This window comes from Pseudomonas sp. GW822-FHT02G04 (assembly GCF_058802085.1).
In genome coordinates this window covers 120,042-137,589 of the sequence record NZ_JBXANU010000002.1, presented here as the reverse complement: position 1 = coordinate 137,589, position 17,548 = coordinate 120,042, and the positions used below count along the sequence as shown (strand labels likewise).

Here is a 17,548-nt window from a genome sequence, read left to right as displayed (position 1 = left end):
TTCAAAGGGTTGGGCGTTTGCTCCATAAATGGATCAGTTAAATCCAAAAACCCATATTTATCCCAAAAACAATAGAGCGGATGATGCGCCTCCAGCCATTTATGTGAGAGCCATCATGAAGCGTGACACCAGCCTGACGTGGCGCCATGTCGATGCAGAGAACCTTGACCTAAACGGGATGCGGGTTGCCGTCGTGGGTGGCACCGGTGGCATCGGTCAGGCATTGAGTCGCTTGCTGGCCTCTCGCGGCGCTCGCGTCCTGGTCGTCGGGCAAACCTTTCGTGATGCTGGCACGCAGGGAATCGAATTTCTCCAGGCGGACCTGAGCCTGATGAGTGAGGCTCTGCAGGTCGCCAAGCAGCTGCCGGCGGAATCCCTGGACCTGCTCATCTTCACCACCGGTATCTTTGCCGCCTCCCAACGTCAGGAAACAGCTGAGGGCGTTGAGCGTGATCTGGCGGTCAGCTATCTGAACCGCATGGTCATCCTGCGCAACGTCGGGCCGAAGTTGGGTACAGACAGGCCCAAGACCAAGAGCAAACCAAGGGTGATTGTCGTGGGGTATCCCGGCACAGGCCAGATAGGGACGTTCGACGACCTCAATGCTGAAAGGTCCTACAAGGCCATGTCCGCGCATATGAACACTGTGGCCGGCAACGAAATGCTTGTTCTGGATGCGGTGAAGCGCTACCCGCACCTGGACGTTTTTGGCCTGAATCCCGGCCTTATCAAAACCAGTATCCGCGATAATTTTTTCGGCAAGGGCTCGCTGAAATCGCGCATCGCGGAGGGTCTGATCGGGCTGCTGACACCCACCGCCGAAACTTATGCGAAGAGAATCGTCCCGCTACTGGTTGCCCCTGAGATCGAGAATCGCAGCGGCGCGATGTTCAACAGCAAGGGCCAAGCGATCCTGCCGTCTGCAGGCATGACTGAAGCGCACATCAACCAGTTCATGATCGCGTCCGAAACACTGGTTGCCCGGACGGGTATTTCAGTCGCAGCCTCTTGATCGCGGAGGCAATCGCGAATGCCCCCTCAGGGTCGTTTGCCGCCCTACTTCTGAAGGAGAGCTTTCCCATCGCCTGAATCAGGATTAAGGTAGCAATACCTACATAACACGTAGAATTCGCTACATGGAAAATTGGCTAACGTTGATTCTCGGTCTGCCGACCGCCAATGCCACCGAACGCATGCGTGCCTGGCGCGCGCTAAAAGCCTCTGGAGCGGCGGTCTTACGCGATGGCGCCTACCTCTTACCTGATACCGCTGCCTGTCGAGAAGCGCTAACGTCTGTCGAGCGCGACATCTTGGCCATCAATGGCACTGCCTACGTCCTGCCTGTCACTGATCCTGACGGTGAGCGCTTTATTGAGCTGTTCGACCGTAGCGATGATTACACCAAGCTACGCGCCGAGATCGAAGCATGCCGGGCACGGCTCAATGCCGAGAATGCGCTGGCCACCACCAAACAAATTCGCAAGCTGCGCAAAGCCTATGAACAGCTCGCCAGCATCGATTACTTTCCAGGTAAACCGAAACAGCAGATCGATTCGGCTTTGCAGGAATTGGAGACAGCGGTCAGAGCGCTGTCTGCGGATGAGCCGCATAGCCGCGACCAGCCAATCACGGCGCTGAGCCTTGGCGACTTTCAAGGTCGTGTCTGGGCAACGCGTAAACGCCCATGGGTCGACCGCCTGGCTTGCGCCTGGTTGATTCGGCGCTTCATTGATCCGCAGGCTCAGATCCTTTGGCTGAACACGCCACAGGACTGCCCGGCAGATGCCTTGGGTTTCGACTTCGATGACGCAACTTTCAGTCATGTCGGCAACCGCGTGACTTTTGAAACCCTGCAAGCCAGTTTTGAACTTCAAGAGCCAGGCCTGAACCGCATCGCTGCACTGGTGCATTACCTCGATATCGGTGGCATTCAGCCGGTGGAGGCTGCCGGCATCGAACGGGTGCTGGCAGGGCTACGCGAAACCATTACCCAAGATGACCACTTGCTGGCTGCTGCCAGCGCCATCTTTGACGGCCTGCTCGCCGAGTTTGTGAAAGAGGAACATCCCAATGATTAAGGCTTCCCCATCAGCTGTTGAAGAGGATCTGTCGAGGCCTGAACCGATCAGTTTGCGTGAGGCATTCTGGTTCTGGCTGAAGCTGGGATTCATTAGCTTTGGCGGGCCTGCAGGACAGATCTCGATCATGCACCAGGAGCTGGTAGAGCGGCGGCGCTGGATTTCCGAGCGGCGGTTTCTGCATGCCCTCAACTACTGCATGCTGTTGCCAGGGCCGGAGGCTCAGCAACTGGCAACCTATATCGGCTGGTTGATGCATCGAACCTGGGGTGGGGTGATCGCCGGAGTGCTGTTTGTGCTGCCCTCACTGTTCATCCTGATCGCGCTGTCCTGGATGTACATCGCCTTCGGCGAAGTACCGGTGGTGGCCGGGCTTTTCTATGGCATCAAGCCTGCCGTGACGGCCATCGTCGTGCAGGCGGCCCACCGGATCGGCTCACGGGCATTGAAGAATAATTGGCTGTGGGCGATTGCGGCGGCGTCGTTTGCCGCGATCTTCGCGTTCAATGTGCCGTTCCCGCTGATCGTGCTGGGAGCCGCCTTAATCGGTTATGTCGGCGGTCGCCTGGCGCCCGAGAAGTTCAGAACCGGAGGCCACAGTGCCGCGAAAAAATCTTTCGGCCCGGCATTGATCGATGACGATACACCATCGCCTGACCATGCCCGGTTCAGCTGGTTGAAACTGGTATCGCTCGCACTAATCGGCGCCGCGTTATGGGCATTCCCGATGGGAATCTTGGCCTCACTCTTTGGCTGGGAAGGTACCTTGACCCAGATGGGCTGGTTCTTCACCAAGGCCGCGTTGCTGACGTTTGGCGGTGCTTATGCGGTGCTGCCTTATGTCTACCAAGGCGCGGTCGGTCACTATGGGTGGCTGACGCCGACACAGATGATCGATGGCCTGGCGCTGGGTGAAACCACCCCGGGGCCACTGATCATGGTGGTGGCTTTTGTCGGCTTTGTCGGCGCCTATGTTTCGCAGGTGTTCGGGGCCGATCAAGTGTTTCTGGCTGGTGCCGTCGCCGCCACGCTGGTGACCTGGTTCACCTTCCTGCCTTCGTTCCTGTTCATCCTCGCAGGTGGCCCGCTGGTGGAGTCGACTCACAATGAACTCAGGTTCACCGCACCGCTTACCGCCATTACAGCGGCAGTGGTTGGGGTGATTCTCAATCTGGCGTGTTTCTTCGGCTATCACGTTCTTTGGCCCAAAGGCTTCAGCGGCAACCTGGACTGGCCTTCCGCGCTGATCGCGATTGCGGCGGCGATTGCCTTGTTCCGCTTCAAGCGCGGCGTGATTCAGGTACTGATGGCCTGCGCACTCGTTGGTTTGGCTGTGCACCTGCTGCGCTAGAGCGCGCAATGATCAACTATTCTCTGGCGGGCACCGGGCCTGCCAGATCGCCGATACCTCCCGCCTGGATCTGACGTCGCAATCGGCTGGGCTGTCCGCGATTTCGATGGGACTATCGCAGCGTTATGCCGATGACCACGAAATGCTGGCGCACGGCTTGATCATGTATGACGCCCTGTATGCCTGGTGCAAGGAGTGTCAGGGCGAGTCGCATAATTGGCCTCCGCAGATGTGCATGTCGGGCCTGAACTTACTCCTGCCTGACAATGTCGACCGAGATCTCCACTGCCGCAATCGTGCCTCTGTTCTCAAGCCAGTGCGTGGTGTTCCTGTCCTCAGGCCAACCCACGCCCGGCCCATAATCCGTAGCAACGCCATTTCGATGGTCAGTGATTGTTCCTTGCAGTATGTAAACGGTGCCGGGTCTGTCTTTATGGTTGTGAACCGGCCCGAAGACGCCTCCAGGCTCGATCGTCACCATACGCATTCTAAGTTGGCGCCCTGCCATGCCTTCGATCTCGGGGCCAAGGTCAACCGTTGCCAGTAACTTCACCGCAACACCTTGCGTTTCGGGTGCCGCCTGTTCGTTGCTCATCGTGCTCTCCTCTCTGTACATACAGGGCCTGACTGGAAGTAAAGACCCTTAGAACAGACAGAGGTGTAAATCCGCCCGGCGACGGTCGCCGCCAAACCGTCGCCAGCCGGCCAAAAGTGGCCGGTGGTCGTGGCATGTCGCTTGTCACCGGCGTTTGGCTAAGCTGAATAAATCGGGGGTGAACTGATACCGGAGTGATGGCGACCATCAGCGGATCTGGATGGGCATCAAGACGGTACTCCCAAAGGAGACGACTATGTATGCGGTGATAAGAACCTACCTGGGTACTGATGCAAAGCAGCTTTTCAAGTTTCTGGAAGAGCGCAATGCCGACGTCGAAGCGGCCCTGCGGACAGTGCCTGGCCTCGTGAGCTACACACTGCTCAATACGGGTGATGGGGGCACGGCGGTGACGGTTTGCAAAGACAAGACCGGCACCGATGCAAGCTTGAAAGTGGCGCGCGACTGGATTCAGAAAAATGCTTCGCATATTCAAGTGAAACCGCCGATCGTGACGGAAGGTCCGGTGATTGTGCAGATAAAATAGATTCAACCGATCGATGCAACACACTAAACGCTGTGTAAACAGGAGGCGTGTTGCATCGACGGAATACATCGCGCTCAACGCCACAACAACCCCATGGGCAAACCCGATCATAGCGCTCTATGATTGAACCCCATGACGACCTCTCTTCCGATCCGCCAACCCTGCCCTCCCGGTGCCTGCATCTGCGAGCGTGAGCAGCTGCTGGAAACGCCCGGCACGGACCTGCGCATCCTGAGCCTGACCCAGTCGGAAGAAAAGCGCCTGATCGAACGCCTGGAAAACCTCCAGAGCCTGAGCGACCTGGAGCGTCTGCAACGGCGAATGTATGAGCAATTGGGTCTGCGCGTGGAGATCGTTCCGGGCTTCAATGAAGTGCGCACCATGCGTGGCATCAACATCACTTTGGGCGAACTGCCGGGCCTGTGCCGCAAAACCCGTCAGTCGATCCCGGCGGCCATTCGCCGAGGACTGGAGAAGCACCCGGAAGTTGCCTACGAGCTGCTCAACGCCAACGACTTGTTGCGTGATGCGTGATGCCTGATGGCTTGCACCGTTATCCCGATCCGTTCGTTCGAATGCCCTGAAACAGGATCAGCGGTCGTACACGCGACACGGTCCACTGCTATGCCTTCTCATGGGAGAACAGGTTTCAGGCCAGCCAGGAAGGAGCTGGAAACTCAGGCGTGACCGTGGCCCCGGCGCCAGCCAGGAACGCGAAGATAAAAGGTGCCAGTCCGTAGCAGGAGGTGGCAGATGTTATTCATGGTCCGTTGGTCCATCAGTCCGCAACAACGTAACAGCGCGATCGAACGCTTTCTCAAGACCGGTGGTGCCCCACCCGCAGGCGTCAGCATGCTGGGACGCTGGCATGCTGTCGGCGGCTCCAGTGGTGTGGGCATTGCCGAGGCCAGTGATCCGGTGGCGATTCAGAAGTGGGTGTTGGAATGGAGCGACCTCATGAACATGGAAGTCCACGCCGCATTGACCGATGAACAGGTGGCGCCGCTGCTCGCTGCCGCAGTCGGCAAGCAATAGTTGTTGTGGTGAGGGGGCTTGCCCCCGTTGGGCTGCGCAGCGGCCCCAAAATCTCTGATGTCCAAAGATCTTGTGAGTGCTAAGCACTCAAACGGGGCGATGCGGCGTTCCGACAAGCCCCCTCGCCACAGCCTTCTGATTCACTATTTTTTCATCCCGATCCGCCGCCGCATCTCGGCAGTAATCGTCTGCCGGGTTTTCTTCAGGTCGGCCCAGGGCTCATCGCCCACCTCGGCCAGGCGCTCATGCACGGTGTGCAGGTTCCATTGATTAGCGCCCTTGAGCTCAGCCACTTCTTCGCGAAAGATCGGCACCGACACTGGCAGCCCTTCGCGGGTGCGCACGGCATAAGCGCAGATCGTGGTGGCGCCCAAACCGTTGCGCAGGTAATCGATGAAGATGCGCCCAACCCGGTTTTTCGGCCCCGACACCGCGGAAAAACGTTCCGGCAGCAGCTTGGCCATGTGACTGACAATCGCGTGGCTGAAGTCCTTGACCTCGTCCCAAGCGTGTTTGCGGGTCAGCGGTACGACCAAGTGAATCCCCTTGCCGCCGCTGGTCTTGAGAAACGCCTTGAGCCCCAGCTCATCCAGCACCGTGAGGGTCAGCCGGGTCGCTTCGACCATGCTCTTCCAGGGCAACGCCGGATCCGGGTCGAGGTCGAGGACGAAGCGGTCGGGCTTGTCCAGATCGACCGACGTGGCGTTCCAGGTGTGCAGCTCCACGGTGCTCATCTGCACCGCGCCAATCAGGGCTTCGGCACTTTTGATGACCATCATCGGTTGGCCTGTCAGTGCCTTGTCCAGAGTGATAATGCCGGGTATGGCCAGATTCTCGGCGTTCTTCTGAAAGAACAGTTCGCCGGTGATGCCGTCCGGTGCGCGCACCAGCGCCACCGGCCGGTCTTTGAGTTGCGGCAGAATCCACTCGGCGACACTGGCGTAATACTCCGCCAATTGCATCTTGGTGGTGCCGCTGCTGGCATCGATCACCCGCTCAGGATGCGTGATACGCACCTTGCCCTGCCCCAGGCCGACTTGTGACGGCGCGGGGGGCTTTTTGCTGGCTGGGATTTTCACGGTTGTCGGACGCTCCTCAGTGATGTCTGCGGCAGGCTTGTCCTCGCGCAGCCCATGGAACACGGCCTGGCGCACCGAGCCGTCCTTGGTCATCTCGGCGAAGGCCACTTCCGCCAACAGAACGGGTTTGAGCCAATGCACACCCTTGGCTTCAACGCCGGTGGGCGGGTTGACCACCGACGGCTTTTTCGTCTGCAGCGGTTTCAGCTGTTCGTAAAGGCGCTTGAGGCTCGCCTCGTTGAACCCGGTGCCGACCTTGCCCGCATAGCGCAACTCACCGCTGTCACGGTCGTGCAGCCCCAGCAATAACGCGCCAAAAGCACTGCGAGAGCCTTGGGGGTCGGTGAAGCCGACTACGACGAATTCCTGCCGATGCTTGCACTTGAGTTTGATCCAGTCACTGCTGCGCCGGGACACGTAAGGCGAACCCAGGCGTTTGCCGATCAGCCCTTCCATGTGCATTTTGCAGGCGCTGTCGAGTAACGCCTCCGGGGATTCGTTGAGCGTGTCGGAGAATCGCAACAGCGGGTTTTCATTGGCTTTGAGCACAGTCGCCAGCACCGTCCTGCGCTCTTCGACAGGAACTTCACGCAGGTCCACGCCATTGAGGTAAGGCAAATCGAACAGGTAGTAAACGATGCTGCCACTTCGTCCGGCATCGAAGGCGTTTTGCAGCGCCTGAAAATCCGGAACACCCTGCTCGTCCGCCACCACCATTTCACCGTCAACCCAGGCCGATTCAAGGCTCAGCGCCGCCAGCGCTGCGGCCTGCTCTGGCAATTTGTGGGTCCAGTCGTGGCCGTTGCGGGTGAAGAGTTTGACCTCATCGTGATCGATGCGCGCCATGACCCGGTAGCCGTCGAACTTGATCTCGTAGCGCCATTCGCCGTCCGGTGCGGATTCGACCAGCGTCGCCAATTCGGGTTTGATCAGCTCCGGCAGTCTGGCTTTGCGGGCGCCTGTCAGCTGTGATGAGCGCTCCCTGCGCACCCTCGCCGCTGGCTTTTTAACGGGACCGGGTTTCGACTTGGCGACGATGGTGCGATCGCTGAGCACGCTGTCGGGCTCGGCGGCGACCACGTCGTAATCGCTTTCGGGCCTGGCCGCGCCGTCCTGATGTTTGATCAGAAACCATTGCTCCTGCTTGCCCGGCATGTGCGTGCGCACTAGGTTCCACAGGCCGCCGAGCTTCTCCCCTTGCAACTCGAATTTCAGCCGGCCCTTGGCGTACGCCTTGGCCGGGTCGTCCTGGGGAATCCACACCCCACGGTCCCAAACGATCACCTCGCCGGCGCCGTAATGCCCTTCGGGAATGGTGCCCTCGAACGTGGCGTAATCGAGCGGATGGTCTTCGACGTGGATTGCCAGGCGCTTGACCTTGGGGTCCAGCGACGGGCCTTTCGGCACGGCCCAACTTTTCAGCGCGCCATCAAGCTCCAGGCGAAAGTCATAGTGCAGGTGCGACGCGTCATGTTTCTGAATGCAGAATTGCAACGCATGATCCTTCACCGTTTTTTTGCCCGAACGCTTGGCGGCGGCCGGTTCCGGAGTCGCCACAAAGTCACGCATGCGGTTGTAATCGTCCAGGGTCTTGTTCATGGCTTACCAGGTGCTCACTGCCGGACGCTGAATCGGCACGTCTCTACATCAGCAGAGCGACTGGTCCGGAAAAAAATTCCATCACCACTGGAATTGCCCGGACAGACGGCTGGGTATATCGGGATGATCGCTCATAGCCTTGATGCGCAACTTCTTGCGCAGTTATTCGCCCCAAAAACACCTCAACAACGCTGAACGCCAAGTGGATCAAGCCCTCCAGCCGAGTGCGCAACTTCTTGCGCACCACTGCGCAAGAAGTTGCGCACTTTTTCAGGTGATCGTTGCCGAAAAACCTCTGCGTGCTTTAAAAACCACATCAACTACCTGATTTATATGGAAAAAAACATTTATGGCACGGTCCTTGATAACAGTCAGGCACCCACCGGGCGATACCGCCTCCCGGGCACCCTAACTTTTAGCAAGGAGCACATCCATGGCTACACCAGCGTACATGTCCGTTACTGGCGAGAAACAAGGCCTGATCACTGCCGGCGCGTTCACCGCCGACTCCGTTGGCAACACCTACCAGGAAGGCCACGAAGACCAGGTCATGGTTCAGGCTTTCAGCCACGACGTGATCATCCCGCGTGACCCACAGTCCGGCCAACCAACCGGTCAGCGTGTACACAAGCCAGTCGTGATCACCAAGGTATACGACAAGTCTTCGCCACTGCTGCAAGCGGCGCTGACCTCCGGCGAGCGCATGAGCGAAATCGTTATCCAGTGGTACCGCACCTCTGCTCAAGGTACCCAAGAGCACTACTACACCACCAAACTGGAAGACGCGATCATCGTCGCCATCAACAACAAAATGCACAACTGCCAGGATCCGTCGAACTCGCACTTCACGCACCTGGAAGAAGTGCAATTCACCTACCGCAAAATCACCTGGACCCACGAAGTATCCGGTACTTCGGGTTCCGATGACTGGCGTGTTCCAGTCGCTTAATCGCGGCTGACGGTTCCAAACATCGGCCAGCTCTGCTGGTCGATGTCATTTGCGCCTTCCAGGAATTTTCGCGTCCGTTGATCCGGCTTTCGGGTGTCAACGCGCGCCGCAGCACTGCACGAGGAACAAGGGATGTTCGCGCCGGCCAATCAGACTCACTTTGCCCTGACTGTCGAAGGTCTGGAAAACGATCTCCAGGTCCTTGCCCTGCAAGGTCGGGAAGCCATCAGCCAGCCTTTTGTGTTTGAGGTGGAACTGGTCAGTGAACAGCCGTCCCTGGACCTCGAAACGCTATTGCACAAACCGGCCTTCTTGCAGCTCTCGCCTGACGGCAGCGGCATTCATGGCCAGATCTACCGCGCCGCCCAGGGCGATTCGGGCAAACGCCTGACCCGCTACGCCGTGACCCTGCGCCCGCAGCTGTCCTACCTGGCGCACCGCATCAACCAACGCATCTTCCAGAACCTCACCGTGCCGAAAATCATCGGCATGGTCCTCGAAGAGCACGGCATCCAGAGCAATGCCTACGAATTCAAAGTCGGGGCGATTTATCCCGAGCGCATTTACTGCGTTCAGTACGATGAATCGGACCTGCAGTTCATCCAGCGCCTGTGCGAGGAAGAAGGTATCCATTACCACTTCCAGCACAGCGCCACGGCCCACAAGCTGGTGTTCGGCGATGACCAGACGGTGTTCCCGAAACTCGCGCCCGTGGCCTACCAGCAAGACTCCGGCATGGTCGCCAACGACCCGGTAATCAAGCGCTTCGACCTGCGCCTGGAAACCCGTACCAGCCGCACCACCCGCCGCGACTACGACTTCGAGAAGCCGCGCCTGAAACTGGAAAGCGAGAACCGTGGCGATGCCCTGCCCGACCTCGAAGACTACGACTACCCCGGTCGCTTCATCGACCGTGAACGCGGCAAGCACCTGGCCAAACGCGCCCTCGAACGCCACCGCAGCGACTTCCAGTTGGCCGAAGGCCGCAGCGATCAGCCGTTGCTGGTCAGCGGCCACTTCCTGGCCCTGACCCAACACCCCAAGGCCAAGTGGAACGATCTGTGGCTGCTGACCGAAATCCTCCACGAAGGCAAACAGCCGCAAGTGCTGGAAGAGTCGGTGACCAGCAGCACCACCAACCTCAAAGACGATTTCCATCAGGGCTACCGCAACCGCTTCCAGGCCACCCCTTGGGACGTGCCGAATCGCCCGCCGCTGAACCACCCCAAGCCACGGATCCTCGGCAGCCAGAGCGCCGTGGTCACCGGGCCAAAAGGTGAAGAGATCCACTGCGACCAATACGGCCGCGTCAAAGTGCAATTCCACTGGGACCGCGAAGGTCAGGCCGACGACAAGACCAGCTGCTGGCTGCGCGTCTCCTCCGCCTGGGCCGGCGCCCATTACGGCGGCATTGCCATTCCGCGGATCGGCATGGAAGTGCTGGTCAGCTTCCTCGAAGGCGACCCCGACCAACCGCTGATCAGCGGCTGCCTGTACCACAAGGAAAACGTCGTCCCGTACGCCCTGCCGGCGAACAAGACCCGCAGCACCTTCAAAACCCTGAGTTCTCCGGGCGGCGGCGGATTCAACGAGCTGCGCATCGAAGACAAAAAAGGCCAGGAACAGATCTTCCTGCACGCCCAGCGCGACTGGGATGAGAACGTCGAGCACGACCAGAAAATCCGCGTCGGCAACGAACGCCACGACACCGTCGAGCAAAACAGCTACAGCGAATTCAAGGCCGAAGAACACCACACCGTCTATGCCGATCGCAAAGTCGAAGCCCGCGCCAACGACCACCTCACCGTGGGCGTCAACCAGCACATCAAGGTCGGCACCGGCCAATTCATCGAAGCCGGCCAGGAAATCCACCTGAGCAGCGGCATGAAAGTCGTGCTCGAAGCCGGCAGCGAACTCACCCTCAAGGGCGGCGGCAGCTTCATCAAGATCGATGCCAGCGGCGTCACCCTCAGCGGCCCGGCGATCAACATGAACTCCGGCGGCAGCCCAGGCAGCGGCACCGGGGCAGCGCCGCTGATGCCTGGAGCGTTGAAACAGGCTGATGCGGATAAGGCTGGTGCGGTACTGACGCCGGCGCAGATCAACACCCTGAAACGCAATGCGCCGTTCTGTGAAGAGTGCGAGAAGTGCAAGGCAGGTGCTTGTGCGATCTGATCTGATGACTCCACAGGCTTGGCTGGCTGAACGGCCATTGCAGACGGGTGAGCGGTTGTACTTGATTGTTAGTGCGGCCAGTGATGCTGAAGCGCTCAAGTCGCTTTATCAAAACGAACCCACAACCCAGGCGACCCCGATTTGGGGCGGCACACCTTACGCGGCCTGGCAGCCGGTGATGCCCTACCTAACCGAGTTGAAACCCAACTCAAGTTTTCTGCCGTGGATTGCCGAAACGGATGCTCAGGACTGGGGATGGCTGGCGGTATCCACCAGTGCGCCGGATGTGGTGTTCGAACATCTGCGCAGCCTGACTCAAGTGCGCATGCCCGACGGTAGCGAGGTGTTTTTCCGGTTCTGGGATGGACGGCATATCTATCCGATTCTGGAAGGCCTCGGCGATGCCGCTGGTGAGGTGCTGCCGGTGTTTGATCGGTATTTGATTAATGGGAAGAGTCTGGAAGTTGGGCCTCGCGCGGTGCCACCGGCGAAAGACTGGCCGTGGTGGGAGGTGCCGCAGAAACTGCTGGATGGTTTGACCAAGCAAAATCCGTCGACCGTCATCGGCAACATGATGCAGTGGTTGAAGGAGGATCACGCCGATCTGTACTTCTCGTTCCCTGAATCCAACCTTCGAGAAAAAGTGGCGCGCTTCGTAAAGCGCACCCCTCTCACGGAAGAAAACTACACAGGGCTGCTGAAAGCCCACTTGGAAAATGAGGTGGCCGTATGAGCATTTTGATGGGTTCGATCGTTGGGAACCTGACAGCGAAACAACCAGATGCTCAGGTCATCGTCAGTGATTTCAAGAAGTGCCTGAAGGATTACCGTGAGCATGCCGAGGCCTGGTACGGCGGCGTGCTGGACGCGGAACAGCAATTCAAGGTCGGTGATGAGGTCCACACTCAGGACAAGGACAGCAAAAAGGAAAACACCCTTTATGCCAACTGCCCGGCAAACGGCAAACTCACGCTTGTGCATAGCTTCGAGTCTGCGCGATTTGTTCCAATCGGCAATACTCCGGTAAGGCTGACACCTGTGGTCGATGGCCGATTCATTGGCAAGAACGAAGTCGGCCCGACCATCAACAAAACCATCGACTCAACCGGAATTCTGGAAGTCTCCGGACTCACCCCCAATCAGCAATACAAAATCACGTTCTTCCCGAATCCTACCCGCGCGCAGATCGACAGCCTGTTCAACTCCTATCAGGGCGTAATCGGCGACTTGAGCGGCTGGTTGCAGACTGAGTGGAGCACCAGTTTCCTGCCGCTCTGGCAGGCACATACTGATGCGTCGATGGGTGGCCGTGTCCTGCAAGAGCTGGAAGCTGCATGGGAAGGATTTCTGAAGGCGATCATGGGTTTGTGGGGGGATATCAAAAGCCTCTACAACCTGGTTGCGCATCCTCGTGAGAACTACGAGAAGCTGAAAAACTTCTTCACCGAAGAACAGATCAAGAAGATTTATGACGCCTCAACAGAGGCCATCCACACAGCCTTGCTGATCGCCAGCGATGAGCCGCTGATGTGGATCTATGTCGCTGCCATCGTGGCGTGGGTGAAGATGCTGCCGCCGCAGACCTGCACGGAAGTGCTGGCGCAAATGAGCACAGAATTCTTGCTGAACATTCTGGTCGGTGTGGTTCTGACTGGTGGTCTGGGCCTGGCTGTGCGTGTGGGTACGAAGGCAATCAAGGGTGTGCAAAGCAGCGGTAAAGTCATAAAACTTATTGAAGACTTTACTGGCATGCTGATGAAGGTCAGCAAAACAAGCGCCACACCGCATACCGAGGCTGCTCGGCCTTTACTGCTGAATGGCAATTCGGCATTCAACCCGGCGCGTAAAGCCAACGTTGAGATCGCCCCGCCCAAACCTGCAGAAACAGCAACGCCACCGAAGAAAAAGCCACCTGTCGCCGGTGGAAAAGTGGAAACGGATGCGCAGATTCAGGCGCGCGGCAAAACTGAAAGCGCCACACGTGTCGAGCAAAAAGAGACGGTCGACAACGCGCCAAATCAATCGAAAAACCCGGCTGACCAACCCACCGAGTGTGCCAACAAAACCTGCCTCAAAGACGACCCGATTTCGATGGTGACCGGCGAGGAATTGCTGACCCTCTCTGATGGCGAGCTGGGTGGGTTGTTGCCTCTGGAATGGACGCGCCTTTACCGAAGCAGTGCGGTCGAAATCGACAGCCGTCTTGGCCATGGCTGGAGCCATTCCCTGTCTCATCGCTTGGAACTGGACGATGAAGGTGTCCTGTGGACGGACAACGAAAACCGCCAGATCCGCTTCCCGATGCCAACCGAACAACGCCCGGCTATCACCAACAGTCTGGCGCAGGCGGCGATTTATTTGGGTGATGCTCCCGGTGAACTGATCCTTACCCAGGCGGGGCCAAAAGCACGCTTTTATCACTTCAGTGCCGGGCGATTGATCACCATCAGCGATGCCTATGACAATCGGGTGCATATTAGTTATGACTTTGTCGACCGCATTCAGCGCATCGACAATGGCGCAGGCCGCGCCTTGCTGCTGCGTTACGACGACCGTCATATCGCCGCGGTGAACCATCAGCAACAACGCTCCGAGTACAACGAGCGCGGTGAACGCCAGGATCCATGGCTAACCATCCAGACCTTGGTCTCCTACCGCTACAACACGCGTAATCAGCTCGTATCCTCGACCAATGCAGCAGGTGAAACCGAGTATTACCGCTACAACGATCAGCACGTCATTCTGGAACGGCAACTGGCAGGTGGCGCCAGTTTTTTCTGGGAATGGGAGCGTGAGGGCAAACTTTCTCGTTGCGTCCGTCACTGGGCTAACTACTCGCAACTGGAAGCGCGTTACGAGTGGGATGACAAAGGTTCAGTGACTGCTTACAACTCCGACGGCAGCGAACATGTCTACGTGCATGACAAGAATGCGCGGCTGATCAGCGAGACTGCTCCTGATGGCGGGGAAACGCAGAAAGCCTATGACGATCAGGGTCGTCTGGTCGCAGTAAAAGACCCGATGGGGGCCATCACCGAGTATCAGTACAGCGATGCCGGACGCTTGATGGCCGTGATCCCGCCAGAAGACGAACCGACTCGTTACAACTACTTCAATGGTCAACTCATTGAGGTCCAGCGTGGTAAAGCGCGCTGGAAGTACGAGCGCAACCGTCAAGGCGATATCACCCAGCAAACCGACCCTCAGGGCGCCGAAACCCACTACAGCTACGACCGTCAAGGCCGCCTGCTGGAAATCCATCATCCCGACGGCAGCCGTCACCAGCTGGGCTGGAACAATCTTGGCCAACTGCTGGAAGAACGCCTGCCTGATGGCGGCCAACGCAAGTACCGTTACGACGCGCTAGGTCGGCAGACTACACGTCAGGATGAAACCGGAGCCATCAGCCATTACCAATGGGACGCAGCTGATCGCCTGACACAAATCACCCTTCCCGGCGGCGCCACCCGCGCCTTCACCTATAACCCGTATGGTCGCGTCACCGCCGAACGGGATGAACTCGAGCGCATCACCCGCTACGAGTATGCCGACAACCTGCACCTTGTCAGCCGCCGCATCAACCCAGACGGGAGCCAGCTGAGCTACCGCTACGACAACTCGCGCCTTCTGCTCACCGAGATTGAAAATGAACGCGGTGAGCGCTACCACCTCGACTACTACCCTAACGGTCTGATCCAGCAGGAAACGGGGTTCGACGGTCGCCGTACCGCCTACGAATACGACCTCAACGGTCGGTTGCTGAAAAAAATCGAGTTCGGCGACGACGGCAGCGAGCTGGTGACCGAGTACCAACGCGACGCTGCTGGTCGCCTGCTGGTGAAAACCCTGGCCGACGGCGAAGAAATTCACTACAGCTACGACGCCCTCGGTCGCCTGGTCAACGTCGACGACAGCCACTGGCCCCTCGCCTACGAATACGACCTGCAAGATCGCCTGATCACCGAACACCAGGGCTGGGGCACCCTGCGCTACGAGTACGACAGCGTCGGCCAACTGAAGCACTGCCGCCTGCCGGACGGCAGCAAGCTCGACTACCGCCACCAGCCTGGCGGCCAGTTGAGCAGCATCGACCTCAACGGCTCGCGCCTGACCAGCCACCAATTCAACGCTGGTCGCGAACAACAACGCCAGCAAGGCCTGCTACTCAGCCAATACCAATACGATGAACAGGGCCGACTACAAGCCCATAGCGTCAGCCAGCGCGAAAAAAATCTGTTCCAGCGCCGCTACACCTACGACGCCAACGGCAACCTCGCCGGCATCGACGACAGCCGCAAAGGCAATCGCAGCTACCACTACGACCCGCTCGATCGACTGATCAGCGTACGCGGCGCTACACCTGAAAGCTTCGCCCACGACCCGGCGGGCAACCTCCTCGGCCAGAATAACGAAGGCACGGCCAACCTCGCCAACGTCAAAGGCAACCGCCTGCTGATGCAGGGCGACCGCCATTACGACTACGATGCCTACGGCAACCTGATCCGTGAGCGCCGTGGTGCCAGCCAGAAACTGGTTACCGAGTACCGTTACGACTGCCAACATCGCCTGATCGGCGTCAGCCTGCCGGGCGGCAGCGTCGCGTCCTACAAGTACGACGCCTTCGGCCGACGCATCGAAAAGACCGTCGACGGCCACACCACTGAGTTCCTCTGGCAAGGCGAACGCCTAATCGCAGAAAGCGCCGACAATCGCTATCGCAGCTACATCTACGAGCCGGGGACCTTCCGCCCACTGGCGATGCTCGACGGCGAAGGTCCGCTGAAAGCCGCACCGTTTTACTACCAACTCGACCACCTCGGCACCCCACAGGAACTCACCGACTACAGCGGTGAGATCATGTGGTCGGCCAAGTACCGTGCCTACGGGAACCTTGTGGCGCTAGACGTCAGCGAAATCGATAACCCGTTGCGTTTCCAGGGGCAGTACTTCGACGCCGAGACAGGGTTACATTACAACCGGCATCGCTACTACAATCCGGGTACTGGACGGTTTTTGACGCCAGACCCGATCAAGCTGGCGGGCGGGTTGAACAACTACCAGTACGTGCCTAATCCTACGGGATGGGTGGATCCGTTGGGGTTGAATGGGTGCCCAGGCGCCAAAGACAAAGAACCTTCAGCGACAGCTGTAGACAAGCCGGAAAAGAAAGCTAAAGTCGATGATGACAGCCCTGAGCCCCCATATACAGGGACGATCCCGAAAGCGATGCAGGATAAAATTCTGTATGGCACCCGGAGCCCGGCACATAACAAGCCTATCGGCGGACATTCTCCTCAGACAATGAACTCGCCAAACTATCAATACGACATTGTTAGTACCAATAAAGACGGAACAACTAGTGTCAAAAACTTCAAGATGATTTTGGAGCGGAAAGATGGAACAGTTGGCTGGTCAGCCGCAAAGTCTCCGAACAGGCATACTTTTGCGCCTAAAACTTGGAGTGACGCAAAAATACTTAAAGTCACTGACGAGGTAGCATTAGAGCCTGGAAGGGTTATACGCAATGAACCCGGAGCATTAATTACCGAGCACACCAAAATCGTGGACGGCGTTGAATGGCAAGTAATTAAAGAAAACGGTGTAGTGACGTCATCTTATCCAACAGGAGCCACCCCATGAAAAACTACGAAAAAGACGAGACTTATGAAAAGCTTCACTCATGGATCGGTGACTCAGAAGAATCAAACTGGACTGAGTACAGTACAGAGCTTGTTGCAAAATCAGTCCTTATAGACTTCAAAAATCAGCAATGGGAACGATTAGAGCAAGAAATACTACAAAAGCCTGAGTATTGGCAACAGCGTTGCGCCGTTTCATTGGGAGAAGACAGAACAGAACAAGCGATTAAACTCCTAAAACTATTGCTTTCCAGCTCCTGCTACAAAGATGTAAAAATCATCGCAACATACGAACTCGACTGGGCAGAAGTACCTATAGAAAAAAAATACGCACCTTTCATCAGAGAACTTATAGAGACAACACCTATTGATGAGATTGAGCCAGAACTCAACAGATTACTCGCCAAAGCTGAAGCGGCAGAAAACTAATCACAAAAAACCGACCCAACAAGGGACATATTTATTTTCCATTCACATAGGAAGTAAACCTGCCCCCCCTTT

13 protein-coding genes and 1 pseudogene are annotated in these 17,548 nt (G+C 57.8%); 12 read left to right on the top strand and 2 right to left on the bottom strand.

Going from position 1 to position 17,548, the window contains the following annotated elements:
• Positions 1-28: 28 nt before the first annotated feature.
• The 4 genes and pseudogenes from AC1RO5_RS03050 to AC1RO5_RS03035 all read left to right on the top strand — a co-directional run.
• Entirely contained in the window at positions 29-1,012 is a 984-nt protein-coding gene (locus tag AC1RO5_RS03050; protein WP_493172616.1) for an SDR family NAD(P)-dependent oxidoreductase, read from the top strand.
• A gap of 124 nt (positions 1,013-1,136) precedes the next feature.
• Entirely contained in the window at positions 1,137-2,078 is a 942-nt protein-coding gene (locus AC1RO5_RS03045) for a chromate resistance protein ChrB domain-containing protein (RefSeq protein WP_493172614.1), read from the top strand.
• The gene (gene chrA, locus AC1RO5_RS03040; protein WP_493172612.1) at positions 2,071-3,429 is read left to right on the top strand and encodes a chromate efflux transporter; all 1,359 of its coding nucleotides are present in this window, start codon (positions 2,071-2,073) and stop codon (positions 3,427-3,429) included. Before AC1RO5_RS03045 ends, chrA begins: the two co-directional genes overlap by 8 nt.
• Positions 3,401-3,607 (top strand): annotated as a pseudogene (locus AC1RO5_RS03035) (chromate resistance protein ChrB domain-containing protein); the annotation flags it as partial. The gene chrA and the pseudogene AC1RO5_RS03035, both read left to right, overlap by 29 nt.
• Positions 3,608-3,679: 72 nt before the next feature.
• Here the strand turns inward: AC1RO5_RS03035 and AC1RO5_RS03030 are convergent.
• Positions 3,680-4,024 carry a cupin domain-containing protein gene (locus AC1RO5_RS03030; protein WP_018925601.1) on the bottom strand — a complete coding sequence of 115 codons (345 nt, stop codon included), beginning with the start codon at positions 4,022-4,024 and terminating at the stop codon, positions 3,680-3,682.
• 256 nt (positions 4,025-4,280) lie between these two features.
• Here AC1RO5_RS03030 and AC1RO5_RS03025 point away from each other — a divergent pair, with 256 nt between their 5' ends.
• From AC1RO5_RS03025 to AC1RO5_RS03015, 3 genes are all read left to right on the top strand, one after another.
• Positions 4,281-4,571 carry a hypothetical protein gene (locus AC1RO5_RS03025; RefSeq protein ID WP_493172609.1) on the top strand — a complete coding sequence of 97 codons (291 nt, stop codon included), beginning with the start codon at positions 4,281-4,283 and terminating at the stop codon, positions 4,569-4,571.
• A gap of 132 nt (positions 4,572-4,703) precedes the next feature.
• Positions 4,704-5,105 (top strand): hypothetical protein, encoded by a 402-nt coding sequence (locus AC1RO5_RS03020; RefSeq protein WP_019648541.1) that lies wholly within the window; start codon positions 4,704-4,706, stop codon positions 5,103-5,105.
• A 219-nt stretch (positions 5,106-5,324) separates the two neighbouring features.
• Positions 5,325-5,606: a DUF3303 domain-containing protein gene (locus AC1RO5_RS03015; protein WP_007937010.1), complete on the top strand. Its 282-nt coding sequence runs from the start codon at positions 5,325-5,327 to the stop codon at positions 5,604-5,606.
• 143 nt (positions 5,607-5,749) lie between these two features.
• On the opposite strand, the gene ligD is transcribed toward AC1RO5_RS03015, so the two are convergent.
• Complete coding sequence (ligD, locus tag AC1RO5_RS03010; RefSeq protein ID WP_493172607.1) at positions 5,750-8,284, bottom strand: DNA ligase D; 2,535 nt, start codon at positions 8,282-8,284, stop codon at positions 5,750-5,752.
• Between the two features lie 433 nt (positions 8,285-8,717).
• Here ligD and AC1RO5_RS03005 point away from each other — a divergent pair, with 433 nt between their 5' ends.
• The 5 genes from AC1RO5_RS03005 to AC1RO5_RS02985 all read left to right on the top strand — a co-directional run bounded on the left by AC1RO5_RS03005 (position 8,718) and on the right by AC1RO5_RS02985 (position 17,476).
• Positions 8,718-9,233 (top strand): Hcp family type VI secretion system effector, encoded by a 516-nt coding sequence (locus tag AC1RO5_RS03005; protein ID WP_007900657.1) that lies wholly within the window; start codon positions 8,718-8,720, stop codon positions 9,231-9,233.
• Positions 9,234-9,365: 132 nt separating this feature from the next.
• Positions 9,366-11,408 carry a type VI secretion system Vgr family protein gene (locus tag AC1RO5_RS03000; protein ID WP_413695317.1) on the top strand — a complete coding sequence of 681 codons (2,043 nt, stop codon included), beginning with the start codon at positions 9,366-9,368 and terminating at the stop codon, positions 11,406-11,408.
• Positions 11,409-11,412: 4 nt separating this feature from the next.
• The gene (locus AC1RO5_RS02995) at positions 11,413-12,141 is read left to right on the top strand and encodes a DUF4123 domain-containing protein (RefSeq protein WP_493173204.1); all 729 of its coding nucleotides are present in this window, start codon (positions 11,413-11,415) and stop codon (positions 12,139-12,141) included.
• The gene (locus AC1RO5_RS02990; protein WP_493172604.1) at positions 12,138-17,048 is read left to right on the top strand and encodes an RHS repeat-associated core domain-containing protein; all 4,911 of its coding nucleotides are present in this window, start codon (positions 12,138-12,140) and stop codon (positions 17,046-17,048) included. The genes AC1RO5_RS02995 and AC1RO5_RS02990 overlap by 4 nt, the downstream gene beginning before the upstream one ends.
• Positions 17,045-17,476: a HEAT repeat domain-containing protein gene (locus AC1RO5_RS02985; RefSeq protein WP_493172602.1), complete on the top strand. Its 432-nt coding sequence runs from the start codon at positions 17,045-17,047 to the stop codon at positions 17,474-17,476. Before AC1RO5_RS02990 ends, AC1RO5_RS02985 begins: the two co-directional genes overlap by 4 nt.
• Positions 17,477-17,548: the final 72 nt, after the last annotated feature.

Excerpts from the sequence above, each read along its gene's own strand:
- AC1RO5_RS02995 (WP_493173204.1), top strand. The coding sequence starts at position 11,413 with ATGACTCCACAGGCTTGGCTGGCTGAACGGCCATTGCAGACGGGTGAG.
- AC1RO5_RS03015 (WP_007937010.1), top strand. The coding sequence starts at position 5,325 with ATGTTATTCATGGTCCGTTGGTCCATCAGTCCGCAACAACGTAACAGC.
- AC1RO5_RS03020 (WP_019648541.1), top strand. The coding sequence starts at position 4,704 with ATGACGACCTCTCTTCCGATCCGCCAACCCTGCCCTCCCGGTGCCTGC.
- ligD (WP_493172607.1), bottom strand. The coding sequence starts at position 8,284 with ATGAACAAGACCCTGGACGATTACAACCGCATGCGTGACTTTGTGGCG.
- AC1RO5_RS03050 (WP_493172616.1), top strand. The coding sequence starts at position 29 with ATGGATCAGTTAAATCCAAAAACCCATATTTATCCCAAAAACAATAGA.
- AC1RO5_RS03000 (WP_413695317.1), top strand. The coding sequence starts at position 9,366 with ATGTTCGCGCCGGCCAATCAGACTCACTTTGCCCTGACTGTCGAAGGT.
- AC1RO5_RS03005 (WP_007900657.1), top strand. The coding sequence starts at position 8,718 with ATGGCTACACCAGCGTACATGTCCGTTACTGGCGAGAAACAAGGCCTG.
- chrA (WP_493172612.1), top strand. The coding sequence starts at position 2,071 with ATGATTAAGGCTTCCCCATCAGCTGTTGAAGAGGATCTGTCGAGGCCT.
- AC1RO5_RS02990 (WP_493172604.1), top strand. The coding sequence starts at position 12,138 with ATGAGCATTTTGATGGGTTCGATCGTTGGGAACCTGACAGCGAAACAA.
- AC1RO5_RS02985 (WP_493172602.1), top strand. The coding sequence starts at position 17,045 with ATGAAAAACTACGAAAAAGACGAGACTTATGAAAAGCTTCACTCATGG.
- AC1RO5_RS03030 (WP_018925601.1), bottom strand. The coding sequence starts at position 4,024 with ATGAGCAACGAACAGGCGGCACCCGAAACGCAAGGTGTTGCGGTGAAG.
- AC1RO5_RS03045 (WP_493172614.1), top strand. The coding sequence starts at position 1,137 with ATGGAAAATTGGCTAACGTTGATTCTCGGTCTGCCGACCGCCAATGCC.
- AC1RO5_RS03025 (WP_493172609.1), top strand. The coding sequence starts at position 4,281 with ATGTATGCGGTGATAAGAACCTACCTGGGTACTGATGCAAAGCAGCTT.